This is a genomic window from Orbaceae bacterium lpD02 (assembly GCA_036251875.1).
Taxonomy (GTDB): Bacteria; Pseudomonadota; Gammaproteobacteria; order Enterobacterales; family Orbaceae; genus Orbus; species Orbus sturtevantii.
This window is the reverse complement of the sequence record CP133960.1, coordinates 1,309,509-1,324,423: the sequence shown is the minus strand read 5'-3', so window position 1 is coordinate 1,324,423 and position 14,915 is coordinate 1,309,509. Positions and strand designations below refer to the sequence as shown.

Genomic DNA, 14,915 nt, shown 5'->3' with positions numbered 1-14,915 from the left:
ATATCGCTTTATGAATACCGTGGGTGATTAATTAATGCTATTGCTGATACACTAATTCACCATACACTATACTAGGTAGGAATTTATTTCAACATTATGATTATATTGAAAAATAAGGTGAATAATCATATTATTTTATTAAAAATATGATTTTATTTGCTTTTTTTATTCCATTAATGGAATAAAAAGAATAATTCAATCTATTTATAGGCTAAGCCTATTTGAGTGAAAAATAAGCCATTAATTGTATTTACTTGTAAAGTATAAAAATGAAGTAAAGTAATGAGGTTAGTGGCAATCGTATTTTCTCATTACTTCATCATGTTATTATTAAATAATTATATTTGATTTTTTGATAAGATGCTCAGTATGATTATCGATTAACATCAACGATAATTCGTCCACGAATTTTGCCTGTCATTAATTTTTCAGCCGTTGGTATCACTTGCTCAAGCGTAATTTCATGGCTAATTTTTTCTAGTAAGGGTTGAGCAATGATATTAGCTAAGCGGTCCCACGCAGCCACTCTATCAGAGTATGGGCACATGACACTATCGATGCCAGCTAACGTTACACCCCGTAAAATAAAAGGTGCAACACTACTTGGGAAATCCATCCCTTGAGCAAGCCCACACGCGGCAACGGTGCCGCCATATATTGTGCTAGCACACACATTGGCTAATGTTTGGCTACCAACACTATCAATCGCAGCTGCCCAGCGTTCCTTTTGTAGCGGTTTTCCTGCTTGAGAGAGCTCAGTACGATCAATTATTTCGCTAGCGCCAAGTGTTTTCAAGTACTGGCTTTCTTCAATTCTACCCGTAGATGCAACCACTTCATAACCGAGTTTACTTAAAATTGCGATAGCAAAGCTACCTACGCCACCGTTCGCTCCTGTAACTAAAACTTTACCTTTAGCAGGTGTTACACCGTTTTTTTCAAGAGCAGTAACAGCAAGCATGGCGGTATAACCTGCGGTGCCTATCGCCATGGTATCTTTAGCTGTAAATTTTGACGGCAGAGGGATTAACCATTGGCTATTAAGTCTTGCGATTTGTGCAAGACCACCCCAGTGCTTTTCCCCAACTCCCCAACCATTGAGTAATACTTGCTGACCAAGCTGATATTGTTCTGATTGGCTTTCTATCACTGTACCAGCAAGGTCAATACCTGGAATCATCGGGAATTGCCTAACAACAGGTCCTTTACCACGAATTGCAAGCCCATCTTTATAGTTTAATGAAGAGTAGCTAATTTTAACAGTAACATCACCTTCTGGTAACAGTGATTCGTTGAGTTGAGTTAGATGAGCGCGGTAACGTGTCTCATCTTTTTCAATTAATATCGCGTTAAACATCTAATCACCTCTTGTATCAGTAATACCCAAAATTTATTGTTTATTGCTTTGTTATAATAAAACGAAATCATGTTATTAATTTTTGCTGTAATAGCCAATTATGACCTTAACATTAAGCGCTAGTTGACTAAACTACGATCTCAATTAATTGCGCTTTTAAGAGCGCTGCTAGCGATTGCGGTACAATTTCAATTTCCAGTCCACGTCGTCCGCCCGATATAAACATGGTATTAAATTGCTGAGCGCTGTGATCAATAAGCGTTGGCAGCTGTTTTTTCTGTGCAAGGGGGCTTATTCCCCCGACTAAATATCCTGTACTTTTTTGTGCTAGATTTGGATCGGCTAAATCAACTTTTTTACAATTAAGTGCTTTAGCCGCTTTTTTTAGATCTAAATGGCGATCTACTGGTAGGACACATACTGCTAGATCTTTAGGATTGCCATTTAGACTAATGATTAATGTTTTAAAAACTTGCTCTGCAACAACATTTAAACTTGGATCGAGCTTTTCGACCGCTTCTTTGCCAAACTGTGTTTCATTTGGATCATGCTGGTATTGATGGATTTGAAAACTTATCTTTAATTTCTTTAATAAATTAATTGCTGGTGTCATAGGCTAACTCTTTATTAGAAAGCGAATAAAGTCGATAAAGGTAGCAAAGCGCCATAATACTTAACAATAGTTTCAGTGCATAAAAAACAATTAGCGCGATCAGATTGGAAATTAACATACTCGCAAAGCTATCTAATAGAAAGGTGGTGAAAAACCAAATAGCGACGATAGGTACGATTAATTTAACTTTTCGTCTTAAAAAGGCTAATGCAATTTTTAACTTTTTGCTAAAGCCATATTGTGGTACTGGGTCAATAATCACGGTTAAAAAGGCAAAGTAGATCATGATATAAAACGATATAGCAATGATGATTAATGGTATGGCAAGAGGTGGAATGATTGAAACGATTAATGATAAACCAATAAATCCAGGAATAGTGATCAGCATAAAAAGAATAATGTTAGACGCCATTCTACTTATGTTTTTTAACATATTCGCTAAAGATAATTGTTGAGACGATATCGTATAAATTAACGCCAGAATCATACTCATTGACAGTAAATTAATAGCTAAAAAAATGATTCCGACTCTGGCTAAATAACTCATTGCCGCTGGAATAATAGATTGTTGTTCTTGCTGCGGTAATGCTAAAATTGTTTGAGAGAGTGCTTCGGGTGATTGGTTACCATACTTTTGTATTGTAAGCTCGATTAACTGTTTAATCGGTAAAAAATCGTCGATACTAGGATAGAAAAAAAAATCAACTAACTGTGTAATTATTGCAAGGCTTAATACCGTAAGCGTAACAGACACTAAGTTGTTACTAATAAAATTTTTGGTATCAGAGAGTAATGAAGAAAATGATAACAAAATTCAGCTCCTTTGATTAAGGTGATTTGGCACCAAATGGCACCAAATCTATTTTAATTATTGTAATAGTGAAATATCAGCAACTTTTAAAAATAAATTTTGTAACTTATTTAATATAGCTAAGCGATTTAGTTTTATCTGTTCATCATTAGCCATCACCATGACATCTTCGAAGAATGCATCAATTGGTTCTTTTAAGGTGGCAAGCTCCACTAAGGCTTCTTGGTAACGACCTTGCGCAAAATAAGGTTCAAGCTTATCAGATAAGATAACAATACTTTTAACCAGCTCACCTTCTGCCCCTTCTTCTAAAATTGAAGTATTTATTTTATCAGCAATAGCAACATTAGCCTTAGATAAAATATTAGATACACGTTTATTTGCTTCTGCGAGTGAGGTTGCAGCCGGTAATGTTTTGAAGTGGGTGACTGCTTTTACTCTTGCATCAAAATCAGCAGGTTTAGTTGGTGTACGGGCGAGGACAGATTGAATAGTATCAACAGCAAACCCTTGTTCTTGATACCAAGCACGAAACCGACCTTGCATAAAGCTAGTAATATCGTCAACTACATTTTTATTGCTGAGTTTGTCACCATAAAGCGTTGTGGCATAAGTTGCTAGCTCAACCAAATCAAGTGGCAGTGCTTTTTCAACAATGATTCGTAATATACCGATCGCTGCACGGCGGAGCGCAAAGGGATCTTTATCGCCTTTTGGATGTTGACCAATGCCAAAAATACCCGCGAGAGTATCCATTTTTTCCGCAATCGAAACACTACTTGCAACAAGAGTGCTTGGCAGCTCATCACCAGCAAAACGTGGTTTATATTGCTCTTCTATTGCCGTTGCAACTTCACTATTTTCGCCATCTTTAATCGCTAGATAACGGCCTATAATTCCTTGTGTTTCAGGGAATTCAAAAACAGTATTTGTTACCAAATCGCATTTAGCAAGCTTACCTGCGCGCTCTGCTAATTTAGCATTAGCATCAATTTGCTGAGCAATAAAGCCTGAAAGCGCTTCAAGCCGTAACGCTTTATCTTTAACCGTACCAAGCTGCTGCTGGAATAACACTGTTTCAAGCCTTGATAAGCGGTCTTCTAGGCTTTGTTTTAAATCGGTTTTATAGAAAAACTCTGCATCAGCAAGGCGCGGTCGAACTACTTTTTCATTACCCGAAATTACCACGTTGGGATCTTTTGATTCAATATTAGCAACGAAAATAAAATTTGGTAGTAACTTAGCTTGCTTATCATAAACAGGGAAGTACTTTTGGTCACCTTTCATGGTATAAACTAAGGCTTCAGCAGGAACATTGAGAAATTTTTCTTCAAATTTGGCTGTTAATACAACTGGCCATTCAACTAATGAAGTGACTTCTTCAAGCAGGTTATCAGTTAAATCAGCGGTACCATTAAGTTTTTGCGCCGCTAGCTCAGCGTGTTGTTTAATTATTGCCTTACGCTTATTATGATCCGCAATCACTTTACCGCGCTGTTCCAAAATTTCTGGATATTGATCCGCATTATCAATGGTAAACTCTTGCTCACCCATAAAACGATGACCACGAATAATACGGTTCGATTCAATGTCTAAAATTGTTCCTGGTACAATATCAGCGCCATATAGCATGGTAATTGTATGACTTGGGCGAATAAACTCAACGCGTTTAGCAGCCCAACGCATTGGTTTTGGGATCGGCAATTTAATTAATGCCGCTTTGACCATATCACATAGTAGATTAACGACTTGTTGCCCTTTTTGATTTAGTGTATAAGAGAGCCATTCACCTTTATCTGTTTCTACTCGCTCAGCTTGTTCAACCGTGATTCCACAACCTCGAGCCCAGCCTTCGGCTGCTTTTGTCGGTTTGCCGTCAGCATCAAATGCCGCACTAACTGCTGGACCACGTTTTACGATTTGTACATCGGGTTGTGTATCACTTAAATTTAATACTTTTAGCGCTAGGCGGCGTGGTGATGCATACCAGAGTACTTCACCATGCTCTATATTCGCATTATCAAGCTGCTCAATAAAATTAGCTGAAAAAGTTTCAGCAAACATGCGTAGCGACTTGGGCGGTAATTCTTCTGTTCCAATTTCAACGAGAAATGTTTTTTGCATTTTGGTCTCCTTACTTCGATGCCGTTGAGTTTTTGCACATAGGAAACCCTAAGGCTTCCCGCGATGCGTAATATGCTTCTGCTACCATTTTTGTCAGCGCCCTAATTCTTAAAATATAACGTTGGCGCTCGGTAACTGAAATAGCTTTTCGTGCATCTAGTAAGTTAAAGCAGTGAGCGGCTTTTAAAATTCGCTCATAAGCCGGCAAAGGCAGTGGTTTTTCAAGCTCAAGTAGGTAACGCGCTTCTTGTTCATGCTGATCAAAACAGTAAAATAAGAAATCGGTATTGGCATATTCGAAGTTATAGGTAGATTGCTCCACCTCATTTTGATGGAACACATCACCATAAGTGGTTTTGCCAAATATTCCATCACTCCAAATAAGATCATAAACACTATCCACTCCTTGAATGTACATCGCTAAGCGCTCAAGGCCGTAGGTTATTTCACCTGTAACGGGTTTACACTCAAGTCCACCTACTTGCTGGAAATAGGTAAACTGTGTTACTTCCATACCATTTAGCCAGACTTCCCATCCCAGTCCCCACGCCCCAAGTGTTGGATTTTCCCAGTTGTCTTCCACAAAACGAATATCATTGATGGTTGGATCAAGCCCAAGCTCTTTTAGTGAACCTAAATAGAGTTCCTGAATATTGTCAGGCGAGGGTTTTAAGATAACTTGAAATTGATAATAATGTTGTAAACGGTTAGGGTTTTCACCATATCGGCCATCAGTTGGTCTACGTGACGGTTGGACGTATGCGGCATTAATTGGCTCCGGCCCAAGAGCCCTTAAGCACGTCATTGGATGAGAGGTCCCCGCACCGACTTCCATATCAAGAGGTTGGATAATAGTGCATCCTTGATTTGCCCAGTAATCTTGTAGTGTAAGAATTAGGCCCTGAAAGGTTTTTACATTAAACTTTTGCATGATGTTATCTTTCTTATTAAGTAATATAAGATTATTTAAATAATCTCGTATTCTATACTGTTTATTAATCATAGTGGAAGTGTTAATCTTAGCAAAATCTAATTAAAATTAAAAAAACAATTAAAAGGTGATCACGTAATGGCCAAAAAACTTATCCGCTGTGCTTGGGTGTCTAATGATCCGCTCTATATTGATTATCATGATAAAGAGTGGGGCAAAGTGCAGTATGATAGCCTTAAGCTATTTGAAAAAATTTGCCTCGAAGGTCAACAGGCAGGATTGTCTTGGATAACGGTACTTAAAAAACGTGACGAGTATCGCCGTTGTTTTTACAATTTTAATCCCCAAAAAATTATTAATATGACCGATAGTGACGTTGAACGATTAATGCAAAATAGCGGCTTAATCCGTAATCGTTTAAAACTTAATGCAATTATTAAAAATGCGCATGCTTATTTAGCTATGCAGCAAAATGGTGAAGATTTTGCTGAATTTATCTGGTCATTTGTTGATGGCAAAACGATTGTTAATCACTTTACCAATCTAGGTGAAGTACCTGCAAGCACTGATATTTCAGAAAAAATGTCAAAGGCTTTAAAGAAAAAAGGCTTCACATTTGTTGGTTCGACGATTTGTTATGCGTTTATGCAATCAATGGGGCTTGTTGATGACCATTTTATTGACTGTTTTTGCCGTGAGAAGGTTAAATGAAAATAGGCGAACTCGCTAATGCGGCGGGATGTACAACGGAAACTATCCGCTTCTATGAAAAAATAGGACTTTTGCCTGAAGCGGATAGGACACAAAGTAACTACCGAGTGTATGCTAAAAAACATCTCGAACGATTAGTTTTTATTCGTAATTGCCGTGCGCTTGAAATGAGCCATGATGAAATCAGAACGTTAATTACCATCATGGACGGCGCACCAAATCAACTAGAGCATCAAAGTGCCCATTCTCTGTTAGCAAGCCATTTACAGCATATTGATCAACGCATTGAGGAATTAACATCATTACGCAAACAATTAGTTAGTTTGCAACAGCACTGCCATCCTTCCGACGAATCATGTGGAATATTGCAAGAATTATCCGCAATGGACGTTAAGGCTAAATCGGCAAAAAGCCATATTTAGATTTGCCATAACACGATCTTACAACCAAACGTTAGCGCAAAGCCAAGTTAAGACAAAATTGGATTACGATAAAAATCGTGCATTAATGCTAGAGCGAAATTAATGCACGCGAGTATTGTCTAAAATTGCGTTATTTGGGCGATTGCCAACCTAACCTAGCCAGCGGCCAAAAACCGACTAAGGCGGCTAAAATTGCTACAAACGCAATATAAATACCGGCTCCCATATAAAAATATTGACCTAAAATATGATCAGAATTTAGCAAATATAAGGTTAAGGTTGGTGTAATCGCACTAAATAGTGCATAAGCTAAGTTATACGAAAACGAGAGGCCAGAGTAACGGATAGCGGGAGGAAAGGCTCTTGTTCCCACAATCGGCGTAGTGGCTATCGCACCAGTGAATAAGCCAAATAAACCATAGTTGAAATAAAGTGTAGAAAGATCAATATTTACATGTAAAGAGGCATAAAAATACAAACTAGTAATAGCAAGGCCACCCCACGCAATAAGCATATTTAATCGGGTACCAATTTTATCTTCTAGCCAGCCAAATAAAATACAGCCAACTGTTAACATTAACGCGACGATGCAACCAGCAATACGGCAATCAATAGGCGCGATATGATACATTCCACCAAGAATTTTACCTGGCGTAATTAAGACTCCAACCATAATTGTAGTTGATAATGACCAAGTCACCAAGGCAACTAATAAACATGACATTTTGTGGCGTTTGATAACCGATATGACAGGAATACTTTTTTCGAGCGCTTTACGTGCGGATAGCTCTTTAAATATAGGCGTCTCAGATAAAAATTTACGTAAATAGACTGAGATTAAACCAAATACTCCACCAATAATAAATGGAATACGCCAAGCATAATCAAGCACTTCTGTTTTGCTAAAAAACATATCAATGACAATCGTTATTAAAAAACCAAGTAAAATACCACCAGTAATACCAGAGGTTAGCGTACCGACACCAAAGCCATAACGTTGTTTCGGCGTGTGCTCAGCAATAAATACCCAAGCGCCAGGCATTTCACCACCAATTGCAGCGCCTTGCAGCATTCTCATTAATAATAATAAAATTGGTGCTAGCATGCCAATTGATTGGTAAGTGGGTAAAAGGCCAATAATAAAGGTGGGTAGCGCCATTAACGCGACGCTTAAGGTAAACATTTGCTTACGGCCAACTTTGTCACCAAAGTGCGCCATGATAATACCGCCGACAGGGCGAATTAAATATCCTGCTGCAAATATTCCCCAAGCAAATAGCTCTTTAGTAAATTCGCTTAACGAATCAGGGAAAAAAAGGGGTGCGACAATCAAGTCGACGTATAGCGCGTAAATAACAAAATCATAAAACTCAAGAGTGCCGCCTAACGAAGAAAGAGCTAATGTCTTAAAATCTTTCTTATTTAATCGACGAGCATTTAGCTGATATTCAGCTGCTATTTCAGATTTACTCATCAAAATACCTTATTTAACTTATCTTTTTATTGTCTAACTAGTTATTCAATTAAAAGGGGGAAACCAACTAATGAATATTTTTTACTAAAACCTTTGCAAATTATGCTGCAAAATATGGTAGCGACTGATTATGGCATAAAATTGCTCGTTTCCACATAGATAAAACATAATTTTAATATTATAAAATTTAGTATAACTGATTTTTATAGCCATGATATTATTAGCGATTAATACCATAACGATATGAATAGATAATATGAGTTTAGATACAATAGTGGCAGTGGCTACCCCTCCAGGCAGAGGCGGGGTTGGAATTTTACGTATATCAGGCGAGCAAGCCAAAACTGTTGCGTATGCAGTATTAGGACAAGTTCCGCAGGCTCGCTATGCGCAATATTTACCTTTTATGGATGAGAGCAACCAAGTTATTGATCAGGGAATTGCATTATATTTCCCTAATCCACATTCGTTTACTGGTGAGGATGTTTTAGAACTGCAAGGTCATGGTGGTCCAGTTATTTTAGATTTACTATTAAAGCGTATTTTAATGATCCCTCACGTGCGTATAGCTCGTCCGGGTGAATTTTCAGAGCGTGCTTTTTTAAATGATAAATTGGATTTAGCACAAGCTGAAGCGATAGCCGATCTGATTGATGCAAGCTCAGAGCAAGCCGCTAAATCAGCCATATCATCGTTACAGGGCGTGTTTTCCAATAAAGTAAATAGCTTAGTCGAATTACTGATTAATTTACGAATTTTTGTCGAAGCGGCGATTGATTTTCCAGAAGAGGAAATCGATTTTTTATCAGATGGTAAAATTGAAAATCAGCTAGTTGCTGTTATTGCACAACTCGATGATGTTCGTAAAGAAGCTAAGCAAGGATCATTATTACGCGAAGGCATGAAGGTGGTGATTGCGGGGCGCCCAAATGCAGGTAAATCAAGTTTACTTAATGCCTTAGCTGGCCGGGATGCGGCGATTGTTACCGATATTGCTGGTACGACTCGTGATGTATTGCGAGAGCATATTCACATCGATGGTATGCCACTGCATATTATTGATACAGCAGGACTGCGCGAAGCAAGTGATGAGGTTGAACGCATTGGTATTGAAAGAGCTTGGCTTGAAATTGCTCAAGCTGATCGGGTGCTATTCATGGTTGACGGTACCACCACAAGTGAAACCGACCCTGATAAGCTCTGGCCTGAATTTATGCAGCATCTGCCTCACAACCTTCCTATTACCGTTATCCGTAATAAAGCTGATTTGACGAGCGAACAGCTGGGCTATAGTGAAGTGAATGGTTACTCACTTATTCGCTTATCAGCAAGAACTAGCGATGGTGTTGATGTATTGCGCCAACATTTAAAAGATAGTATGGGATTTGCCGCGACAGCTGAAGGAGGATTTTTAGCGCGCCGCCGTCATTTAAATGCACTAGAAAATGCAGCGCAACACTTAAATAGTGGCCTCACGCAATTAATGGTTTTTCATGCTGGCGAGCTGCTGGCGGAAGAGCTACGATTAGCGCAAGAATCATTAAGTGAAATTACCGGCGCATTCACCTCAGATGATTTGCTAGGCAAAATTTTTGGTTCGTTTTGTATTGGGAAATAAGTGAATATTAATTATTATTACAAATAACATGAAGTGATAAAAAATCATTGTTAGCCGAAGAGTTGGGAGCTAATAAATTATAATAGAGGTGCGTTTGACACCTCTATTATTATATAAAAGTACTGTTTATATAAAAGTACTATATTTTTAATTTATTCAATAGTGATTGTAACGCTAATAACTCTTTAGTACTTAATAGCGAAAAAATATTTTCTACCGTCAGATCGGTTGTAGTCATGGCATTTTTTAATAGTTCTTGGCCTGTATCACTAAGCAATACAATGCTTTCTCGAGCATCACGAGTATTATTTTTTTTAACTACTATGCCATTTTTTTCTAAAGGAGATAAAACTCTCGTAATGCCCGAAGCGGTCAATCCCACTTTATTTGCTAGCGAAATTCTGTTTAATCCCATGTTTTGATTTAAGCTTAATTGATATAGTAAAACAAACTCTGTAAAACTTATACCATGTACACTCAAAGCTAAGTCTATTTTTTTACTCAATAATGAATTAACAATATGCTGATTCAAAAACAATTCTACCTTATTCATAGTCATCCTTATGTAAATTAATTAGCTTGCATGATACTTGATTATTCGAGTAATATGCAAGTTTTTTTTTAATGGAGATTAATTTATGCTTGGATTTATTTTAGTTTTCTAGCTGGGTTTGGAACTCAATAAAATATTAGATAGCGCTCATTTAACTGACTGTATTAAAAAGAACTATGCTATAGCTAATATTTTGTATGATTTTAACAACAAAGTTCGAAACTTGATTAATTTAAATCAGTGGAATTGGTTGAAATTACAAAATATAAGCTTATATTGATTTAATATGTTTTATTTACATTTAGGATTTTTCTATGTCATCAGTTCCAGCACTGGAGTTAGTCGATCTCCAAAAAACCTATAAAAATGGTGTTAAGGCACTAAAAGGTATTAATTTATCCGTGCAAGCGGGGGATTTTTATGCTTTGTTAGGACCTAATGGTGCGGGTAAATCAACGACGATTGGTATAATTAGTTCACTTGTGACCAAAACATCAGGGCAAGTTAAAATTTTTGGTTATGATTTAGATACTGATATCGTTAATGCTAAGCGCCAATTAGGGCTCGTTCCGCAAGAGTTTAATTTCAATCCCTTTGAAACCGTTTTCCAAATTGTCGCCAATCAAGGCGGGTATTATGGTTTACCGCGTAAGCTCGCTATGGAGAGAGCTGAAAAATATCTGCGGATTTTAGACTTATGGGAAAAACGCGATAGCCGTGCTCGGATGTTATCTGGTGGGATGAAGCGTCGATTAATGATTGCCAGAGCATTGGTACATGAGCCTCGATTACTTATTTTAGATGAGCCAACGGCTGGAGTTGATATTGAATTGCGTCGATCAATGTGGGATTTTTTACGTAAAATTAACCAGCAAGGGATCACCATTATTTTAACTACTCACTACTTAGAAGAAGCCGAAATGCTCTGTCGCAATATTGGTATTATTCAACATGGTGAATTAATTGCTAATACCTCAATGAAAGCGTTACTTGCTAATTCATCCTCAGAAACGATGGTATTTGATTACTTACCAATAGACAAACAGCCGCATTTAGACGGTTACCAATTTAAAATGTGCGACAAGGGCTCTTTTGAAGTTGAAATAACCAAAGGGCAGGGGTTAAATCCATTATTTAATTTATTTGAGCAGCAAGGAATTAGTATTATTAGCATGCATAATAAAACCAATCGCTTAGAAGAGCTTTTTATTGATCTCGTTAGCCAATCGCAAGGAGATAAACATGAATAGTTTATACTGGATTGCATTAAAAAGTATTTGGCGTAAAGAGGTCACACGCTTTTTACGTATTTGGGTACAGACTTTAATTCCACCTGTGGTTACCATGTCGCTCTATTTTATTATTTTTGGTAATTTAATTGGCTCAAGAGTGGGCGATATGGGCGGTTTTAGTTATATGCAATTTATCGTACCGGGATTAATTATGATGTCAGTGATAACTAACTCATATACCAATGTATGTTCCTCTTTTTTTAGTGCTAAATTCCAGCATAACATTGAAGAGCTATTGGTTGCTCCAGTACCCACTCATATTATTATTTGGGGGTATGTGGGTGGTGGCGTTGCTAGGGGGATTTTTACAGGTGTTTTAGTCACAATTATCTCAATGCTATTTGTTAGTTATGATGTACATTCATGGCTAATTATTATTGTTACTTTATTGTTGACGGTGATCTTATTCTCTTTAGCTGGGCTACTAAATGCAGTTTATGCGAAATCGTTCGATGATATCAGCATTATCCCTACTTTTGTATTAACGCCATTAACTTATTTAGGTGGGGTATTTTACTCACTAACACTGTTACCGGTATTTTGGCAATGGGTCTCTAAGCTTAACCCTATCGTTTATATGATTAACGGCTTTCGTTATGGCTTTTTAGGTGTTTCCGACGTGTCGTTAACGATGACTTTTACCATGTTAATTCTATTTGTTATTATTATGTACGGTATCGCTTGGAAAATTATTGAAAGTGGTAAAGGCTTACGTAGCTAAGTTATAGGATGCTATTAATCCTACCGTTATATTTGCTATGCGGTAGGATTTTTTGAGTTTACTTGGCGCCAGTGACCGCTTCTTTTGTCAGTTCAGTAATTTTAGCAAAATCACCTTGAGCTATGGCATCAGTTGGAATAAACCACGTACCACCAACACATAAAACATTGCTTAGCGCAAGATAGTCACGGTAATTTTTAGGACTCACTCCGCCTGTTGGACAAAATTTCATATAACCACATGGACCGGCAAACGCTTTTAGCGCAGCAACACCGCCGTTAATTTCGGCAGGGAAAAATTTTAATGCCGTTAGGCCATATTCCTGTGCGGTTAATAGTTCAGATATTGTTGCGATACCAGGAATAACGGGAACGCTACCCTGAACAGCTGCTTTTAATATTGAATCAGTAATGCCAGGGGTAATGATAAATTCGACTCCAGCCTCGGTCACTTGTTTGAGTTGCTCAACTGAGGTAACGGTTCCCGCACCAACAACCGCTTCAGGAACTTCTTTAATAATTTTTTTAATGGCATCAAGGGCACAGGCCGTTCTTAATGTTACTTCTAACACTTTAACACCACCGGCGATCAGAGCTTTGGCTAACGGCACGGCATCTTCAATTCGTTCAATAACGATAACAGGGACAACAGGACCCATAGTTAAAATTTCTTCAGCACTTCTTTTCCAGTTTTTCATAATTAACTCGTGTCATAAATGTGAATAAAATTAGCATTAATATTATATATAAATATAAGACCTCAGATAAGCTTTTATTTATAAATAGCTAGTCAATGAGACCTATATCATGGTTAAGTGAATTTAATCTGTTTCTGTTAAATAAATTTTTACGCTAAACGGCGACGAGGTGTAAATATCTCACCGCGCCATATTTGAATCATATTTAATGAATGATAATGGGTTGCTCATCAACTATTTTTTGCTCTTTAATAAAAATCCATAGAATAATGGCACCAATAACATCCAAGAAAGCGAGTGCAATAAAAAAAGGCCCAAAACCAATAAGATGGACAAACGCACCGATAAATAGGTTAAAAATAAGCTGTCCACTCCAAGCGCATGCTCCCGTCATCCCAACTGCGGTTGCGACTTCATTTTTTTTAAATAAATCTGACCCTAATGTTGAAGCTACCGTTGATAATAATTGGTGAGAAAATCCACCTAAGCTAATTAAAAATACAGCAAGATAAGGGTTCTCGACCATGCTGACCAAACCGATTGTCATCATAATTATTGCCCCAATCGTAAAGGTAAGAAGCCGCGAATTCACTAATGAAAAACCGCGATCATTAAAGAATTTTGCGACAAATCCACTGGCTAAACATCCTAAGTCTGCCATTAAAAAAGGTAGCCAGATAAACATGGCAATCTCTTTTAAGCTAAAATGTAAGGTTTCAACAAAGAAAATGGGTACCCAAAAATTGATTGTTCCCCACGCAGGTTCAGCAAGAAAGCGTGTAAGACCGATTGCCCAGAAATTACGCTGTTTAAGAATTACGGTAAACGATACTTTGTCTTTTTTAGTTGCTGCTAAGTATTTTTCTTGTCCTGATTCAATATAATGACGTTCCTCAGGTGATAAATGTCTGGCATCTTTAGGATCTCGATAAAAAATAAACCACACAATCGACGCGATAAGAGCCAAACTTCCTGATACTATAAAGGCGAATTGCCAACTATGAAACAAGATACACCAAGCGATTAAAGGGGGAGCAAGCATAGCGCCAAACGATGTACCCATATTAAATACACCTGCTGCAATGCCTCGTTCTTTAGCGGGAAACCAGGCCGAAGCTGTTTTTATACCCGCAGGAATCACTGATGCCTCACTAAAACCCATAATTGCGCGCATAAACGCCAACCCTTGCCATGAACCTGTTAAGGCGTGTCCCATCGTTGCCAGCCCCCAAATTATCGCGCAAATAGCAAAGCCTAATCTTAGCCCTATTGTGTCAATAAAAAATCCCATAATCGGTTGACCAATGGTATAAGCAAGTTGAAAGGCGCATACAATCCATGAGTATTGCTCTTTATCTATATCGATAGAATTCATAATCGTTGGTGCAGCAATACCTAAAGCGGTTCTATCGAGATAATTAATAATAGTGATCGAGCAAACAAGTAAAATCATGTACCAACGCAGGTGCTTTATTTTTTTCATAATTATTCCTTTTTAATACAGTGTGATTAAATGTGGACATAACTAAGCTTTCGCTATTCCTTTTGCGTTATTAGCAAGAGCCTAATGGTTTGATAAATAAAGATTATT

General features: G+C 37.6%; 14 protein-coding genes. 5 read left to right on the top strand and 9 right to left on the bottom strand.

Features of this window, described 5'->3' with window-relative positions:
- Positions 1–373: 373 nt before the first annotated feature.
- From RHO12_05835 to glyQ, 5 genes are all read right to left on the bottom strand, one after another.
- Positions 374–1,357: an MDR family oxidoreductase gene (locus tag RHO12_05835; GenBank protein WVD67296.1), complete on the bottom strand. Its 984-nt coding sequence runs from the start codon at positions 1,355–1,357 to the stop codon at positions 374–376.
- A gap of 127 nt (positions 1,358–1,484) precedes the next feature.
- On the bottom strand, positions 1,485–1,970 hold the full coding sequence (gene ybaK / locus RHO12_05830; GenBank protein ID WVD67295.1) for a Cys-tRNA(Pro) deacylase: 486 nt from the start codon (positions 1,968–1,970) through the stop codon (positions 1,485–1,487).
- Positions 1,954–2,781, bottom strand: a complete 828-nt coding sequence (locus tag RHO12_05825) for a YciC family protein (GenBank protein WVD67294.1) — start codon at positions 2,779–2,781, stop codon at positions 1,954–1,956. The genes ybaK and RHO12_05825 overlap by 17 nt, the downstream gene beginning before the upstream one ends.
- Positions 2,782–2,838: 57 nt before the next feature.
- Positions 2,839–4,905: a glycine--tRNA ligase subunit beta gene (glyS, locus tag RHO12_05820; GenBank protein WVD67293.1), complete on the bottom strand. Its 2,067-nt coding sequence runs from the start codon at positions 4,903–4,905 to the stop codon at positions 2,839–2,841.
- Between the two features lie 10 nt (positions 4,906–4,915).
- Positions 4,916–5,836, bottom strand: a complete 921-nt coding sequence (gene glyQ / locus RHO12_05815) for a glycine--tRNA ligase subunit alpha (protein WVD67292.1) — start codon at positions 5,834–5,836, stop codon at positions 4,916–4,918.
- 138 nt (positions 5,837–5,974) lie between these two features.
- On the opposite strand from glyQ, the gene RHO12_05810 reads away from it, so the two are divergent.
- Together RHO12_05810 and RHO12_05805 are read left to right on the top strand one after the other, a co-directional pair.
- Entirely contained in the window at positions 5,975–6,547 is a 573-nt protein-coding gene (locus RHO12_05810; protein ID WVD67291.1) for a DNA-3-methyladenine glycosylase I, read from the top strand.
- Positions 6,544–6,969, top strand: a complete 426-nt coding sequence (locus tag RHO12_05805; protein ID WVD67290.1) for a Cd(II)/Pb(II)-responsive transcriptional regulator — start codon at positions 6,544–6,546, stop codon at positions 6,967–6,969. Before RHO12_05810 ends, RHO12_05805 begins: the two co-directional genes overlap by 4 nt.
- Positions 6,970–7,099: 130 nt before the next feature.
- Here RHO12_05805 and RHO12_05800 read toward each other — a convergent pair whose 3' ends face one another.
- Positions 7,100–8,443 (bottom strand): MFS transporter, encoded by a 1,344-nt coding sequence (locus RHO12_05800; GenBank protein ID WVD67289.1) that lies wholly within the window; start codon positions 8,441–8,443, stop codon positions 7,100–7,102.
- A gap of 256 nt (positions 8,444–8,699) precedes the next feature.
- Between RHO12_05800 and mnmE the strand changes: the two genes are divergently transcribed.
- Complete coding sequence (gene mnmE / locus RHO12_05795; GenBank protein WVD67288.1) at positions 8,700–10,061, top strand: tRNA uridine-5-carboxymethylaminomethyl(34) synthesis GTPase MnmE; 1,362 nt, start codon at positions 8,700–8,702, stop codon at positions 10,059–10,061.
- A gap of 139 nt (positions 10,062–10,200) precedes the next feature.
- Here the strand turns inward: mnmE and RHO12_05790 are convergent, their stop codons facing one another.
- Positions 10,201–10,614 (bottom strand): MarR family transcriptional regulator, encoded by a 414-nt coding sequence (locus tag RHO12_05790; protein WVD67287.1) that lies wholly within the window; start codon positions 10,612–10,614, stop codon positions 10,201–10,203.
- Positions 10,615–10,928: 314 nt separating this feature from the next.
- Between RHO12_05790 and RHO12_05785 the strand changes: the two genes are divergently transcribed.
- Both RHO12_05785 and RHO12_05780 read left to right on the top strand, forming a co-directional pair.
- Complete coding sequence (locus tag RHO12_05785; protein ID WVD67286.1) at positions 10,929–11,864, top strand: ABC transporter ATP-binding protein; 936 nt, start codon at positions 10,929–10,931, stop codon at positions 11,862–11,864.
- Positions 11,857–12,627: an ABC transporter permease gene (locus RHO12_05780; protein WVD67285.1), complete on the top strand. Its 771-nt coding sequence runs from the start codon at positions 11,857–11,859 to the stop codon at positions 12,625–12,627. Before RHO12_05785 ends, RHO12_05780 begins: the two co-directional genes overlap by 8 nt.
- Before the next feature lie 58 nt (positions 12,628–12,685).
- Here the strand turns inward: RHO12_05780 and RHO12_05775 are convergent, their stop codons facing one another.
- Positions 12,686–13,324: a bifunctional 4-hydroxy-2-oxoglutarate aldolase/2-dehydro-3-deoxy-phosphogluconate aldolase gene (locus RHO12_05775; GenBank protein ID WVD67284.1), complete on the bottom strand. Its 639-nt coding sequence runs from the start codon at positions 13,322–13,324 to the stop codon at positions 12,686–12,688.
- A gap of 205 nt (positions 13,325–13,529) precedes the next feature.
- The gene (locus RHO12_05770; protein WVD67283.1) at positions 13,530–14,807 is read right to left on the bottom strand and encodes an MFS transporter; all 1,278 of its coding nucleotides are present in this window, start codon (positions 14,805–14,807) and stop codon (positions 13,530–13,532) included.
- Positions 14,808–14,915: the final 108 nt, after the last annotated feature.

Bases quoted from the DNA above. Each gene is read 5' to 3' on its own strand.
- RHO12_05835 (WVD67296.1), bottom strand. From the start codon at position 1,357: ATGTTTAACGCGATATTAATTGAAAAAGATGAGACACGTTACCGCGCT.
- ybaK (WVD67295.1), bottom strand. From the start codon at position 1,970: ATGACACCAGCAATTAATTTATTAAAGAAATTAAAGATAAGTTTTCAA.
- glyS (WVD67293.1), bottom strand. From the start codon at position 4,905: ATGCAAAAAACATTTCTCGTTGAAATTGGAACAGAAGAATTACCGCCC.
- glyQ (WVD67292.1), bottom strand. From the start codon at position 5,836: ATGCAAAAGTTTAATGTAAAAACCTTTCAGGGCCTAATTCTTACACTA.
- RHO12_05810 (WVD67291.1), top strand. From the start codon at position 5,975: ATGGCCAAAAAACTTATCCGCTGTGCTTGGGTGTCTAATGATCCGCTC.
- RHO12_05805 (WVD67290.1), top strand. From the start codon at position 6,544: ATGAAAATAGGCGAACTCGCTAATGCGGCGGGATGTACAACGGAAACT.
- RHO12_05800 (WVD67289.1), bottom strand. From the start codon at position 8,443: ATGAGTAAATCTGAAATAGCAGCTGAATATCAGCTAAATGCTCGTCGA.
- mnmE (WVD67288.1), top strand. From the start codon at position 8,700: ATGAGTTTAGATACAATAGTGGCAGTGGCTACCCCTCCAGGCAGAGGC.
- RHO12_05790 (WVD67287.1), bottom strand. From the start codon at position 10,614: ATGAATAAGGTAGAATTGTTTTTGAATCAGCATATTGTTAATTCATTA.
- RHO12_05785 (WVD67286.1), top strand. From the start codon at position 10,929: ATGTCATCAGTTCCAGCACTGGAGTTAGTCGATCTCCAAAAAACCTAT.
- RHO12_05780 (WVD67285.1), top strand. From the start codon at position 11,857: ATGAATAGTTTATACTGGATTGCATTAAAAAGTATTTGGCGTAAAGAG.
- RHO12_05775 (WVD67284.1), bottom strand. From the start codon at position 13,324: ATGAAAAACTGGAAAAGAAGTGCTGAAGAAATTTTAACTATGGGTCCT.
- RHO12_05770 (WVD67283.1), bottom strand. From the start codon at position 14,807: ATGAAAAAAATAAAGCACCTGCGTTGGTACATGATTTTACTTGTTTGC.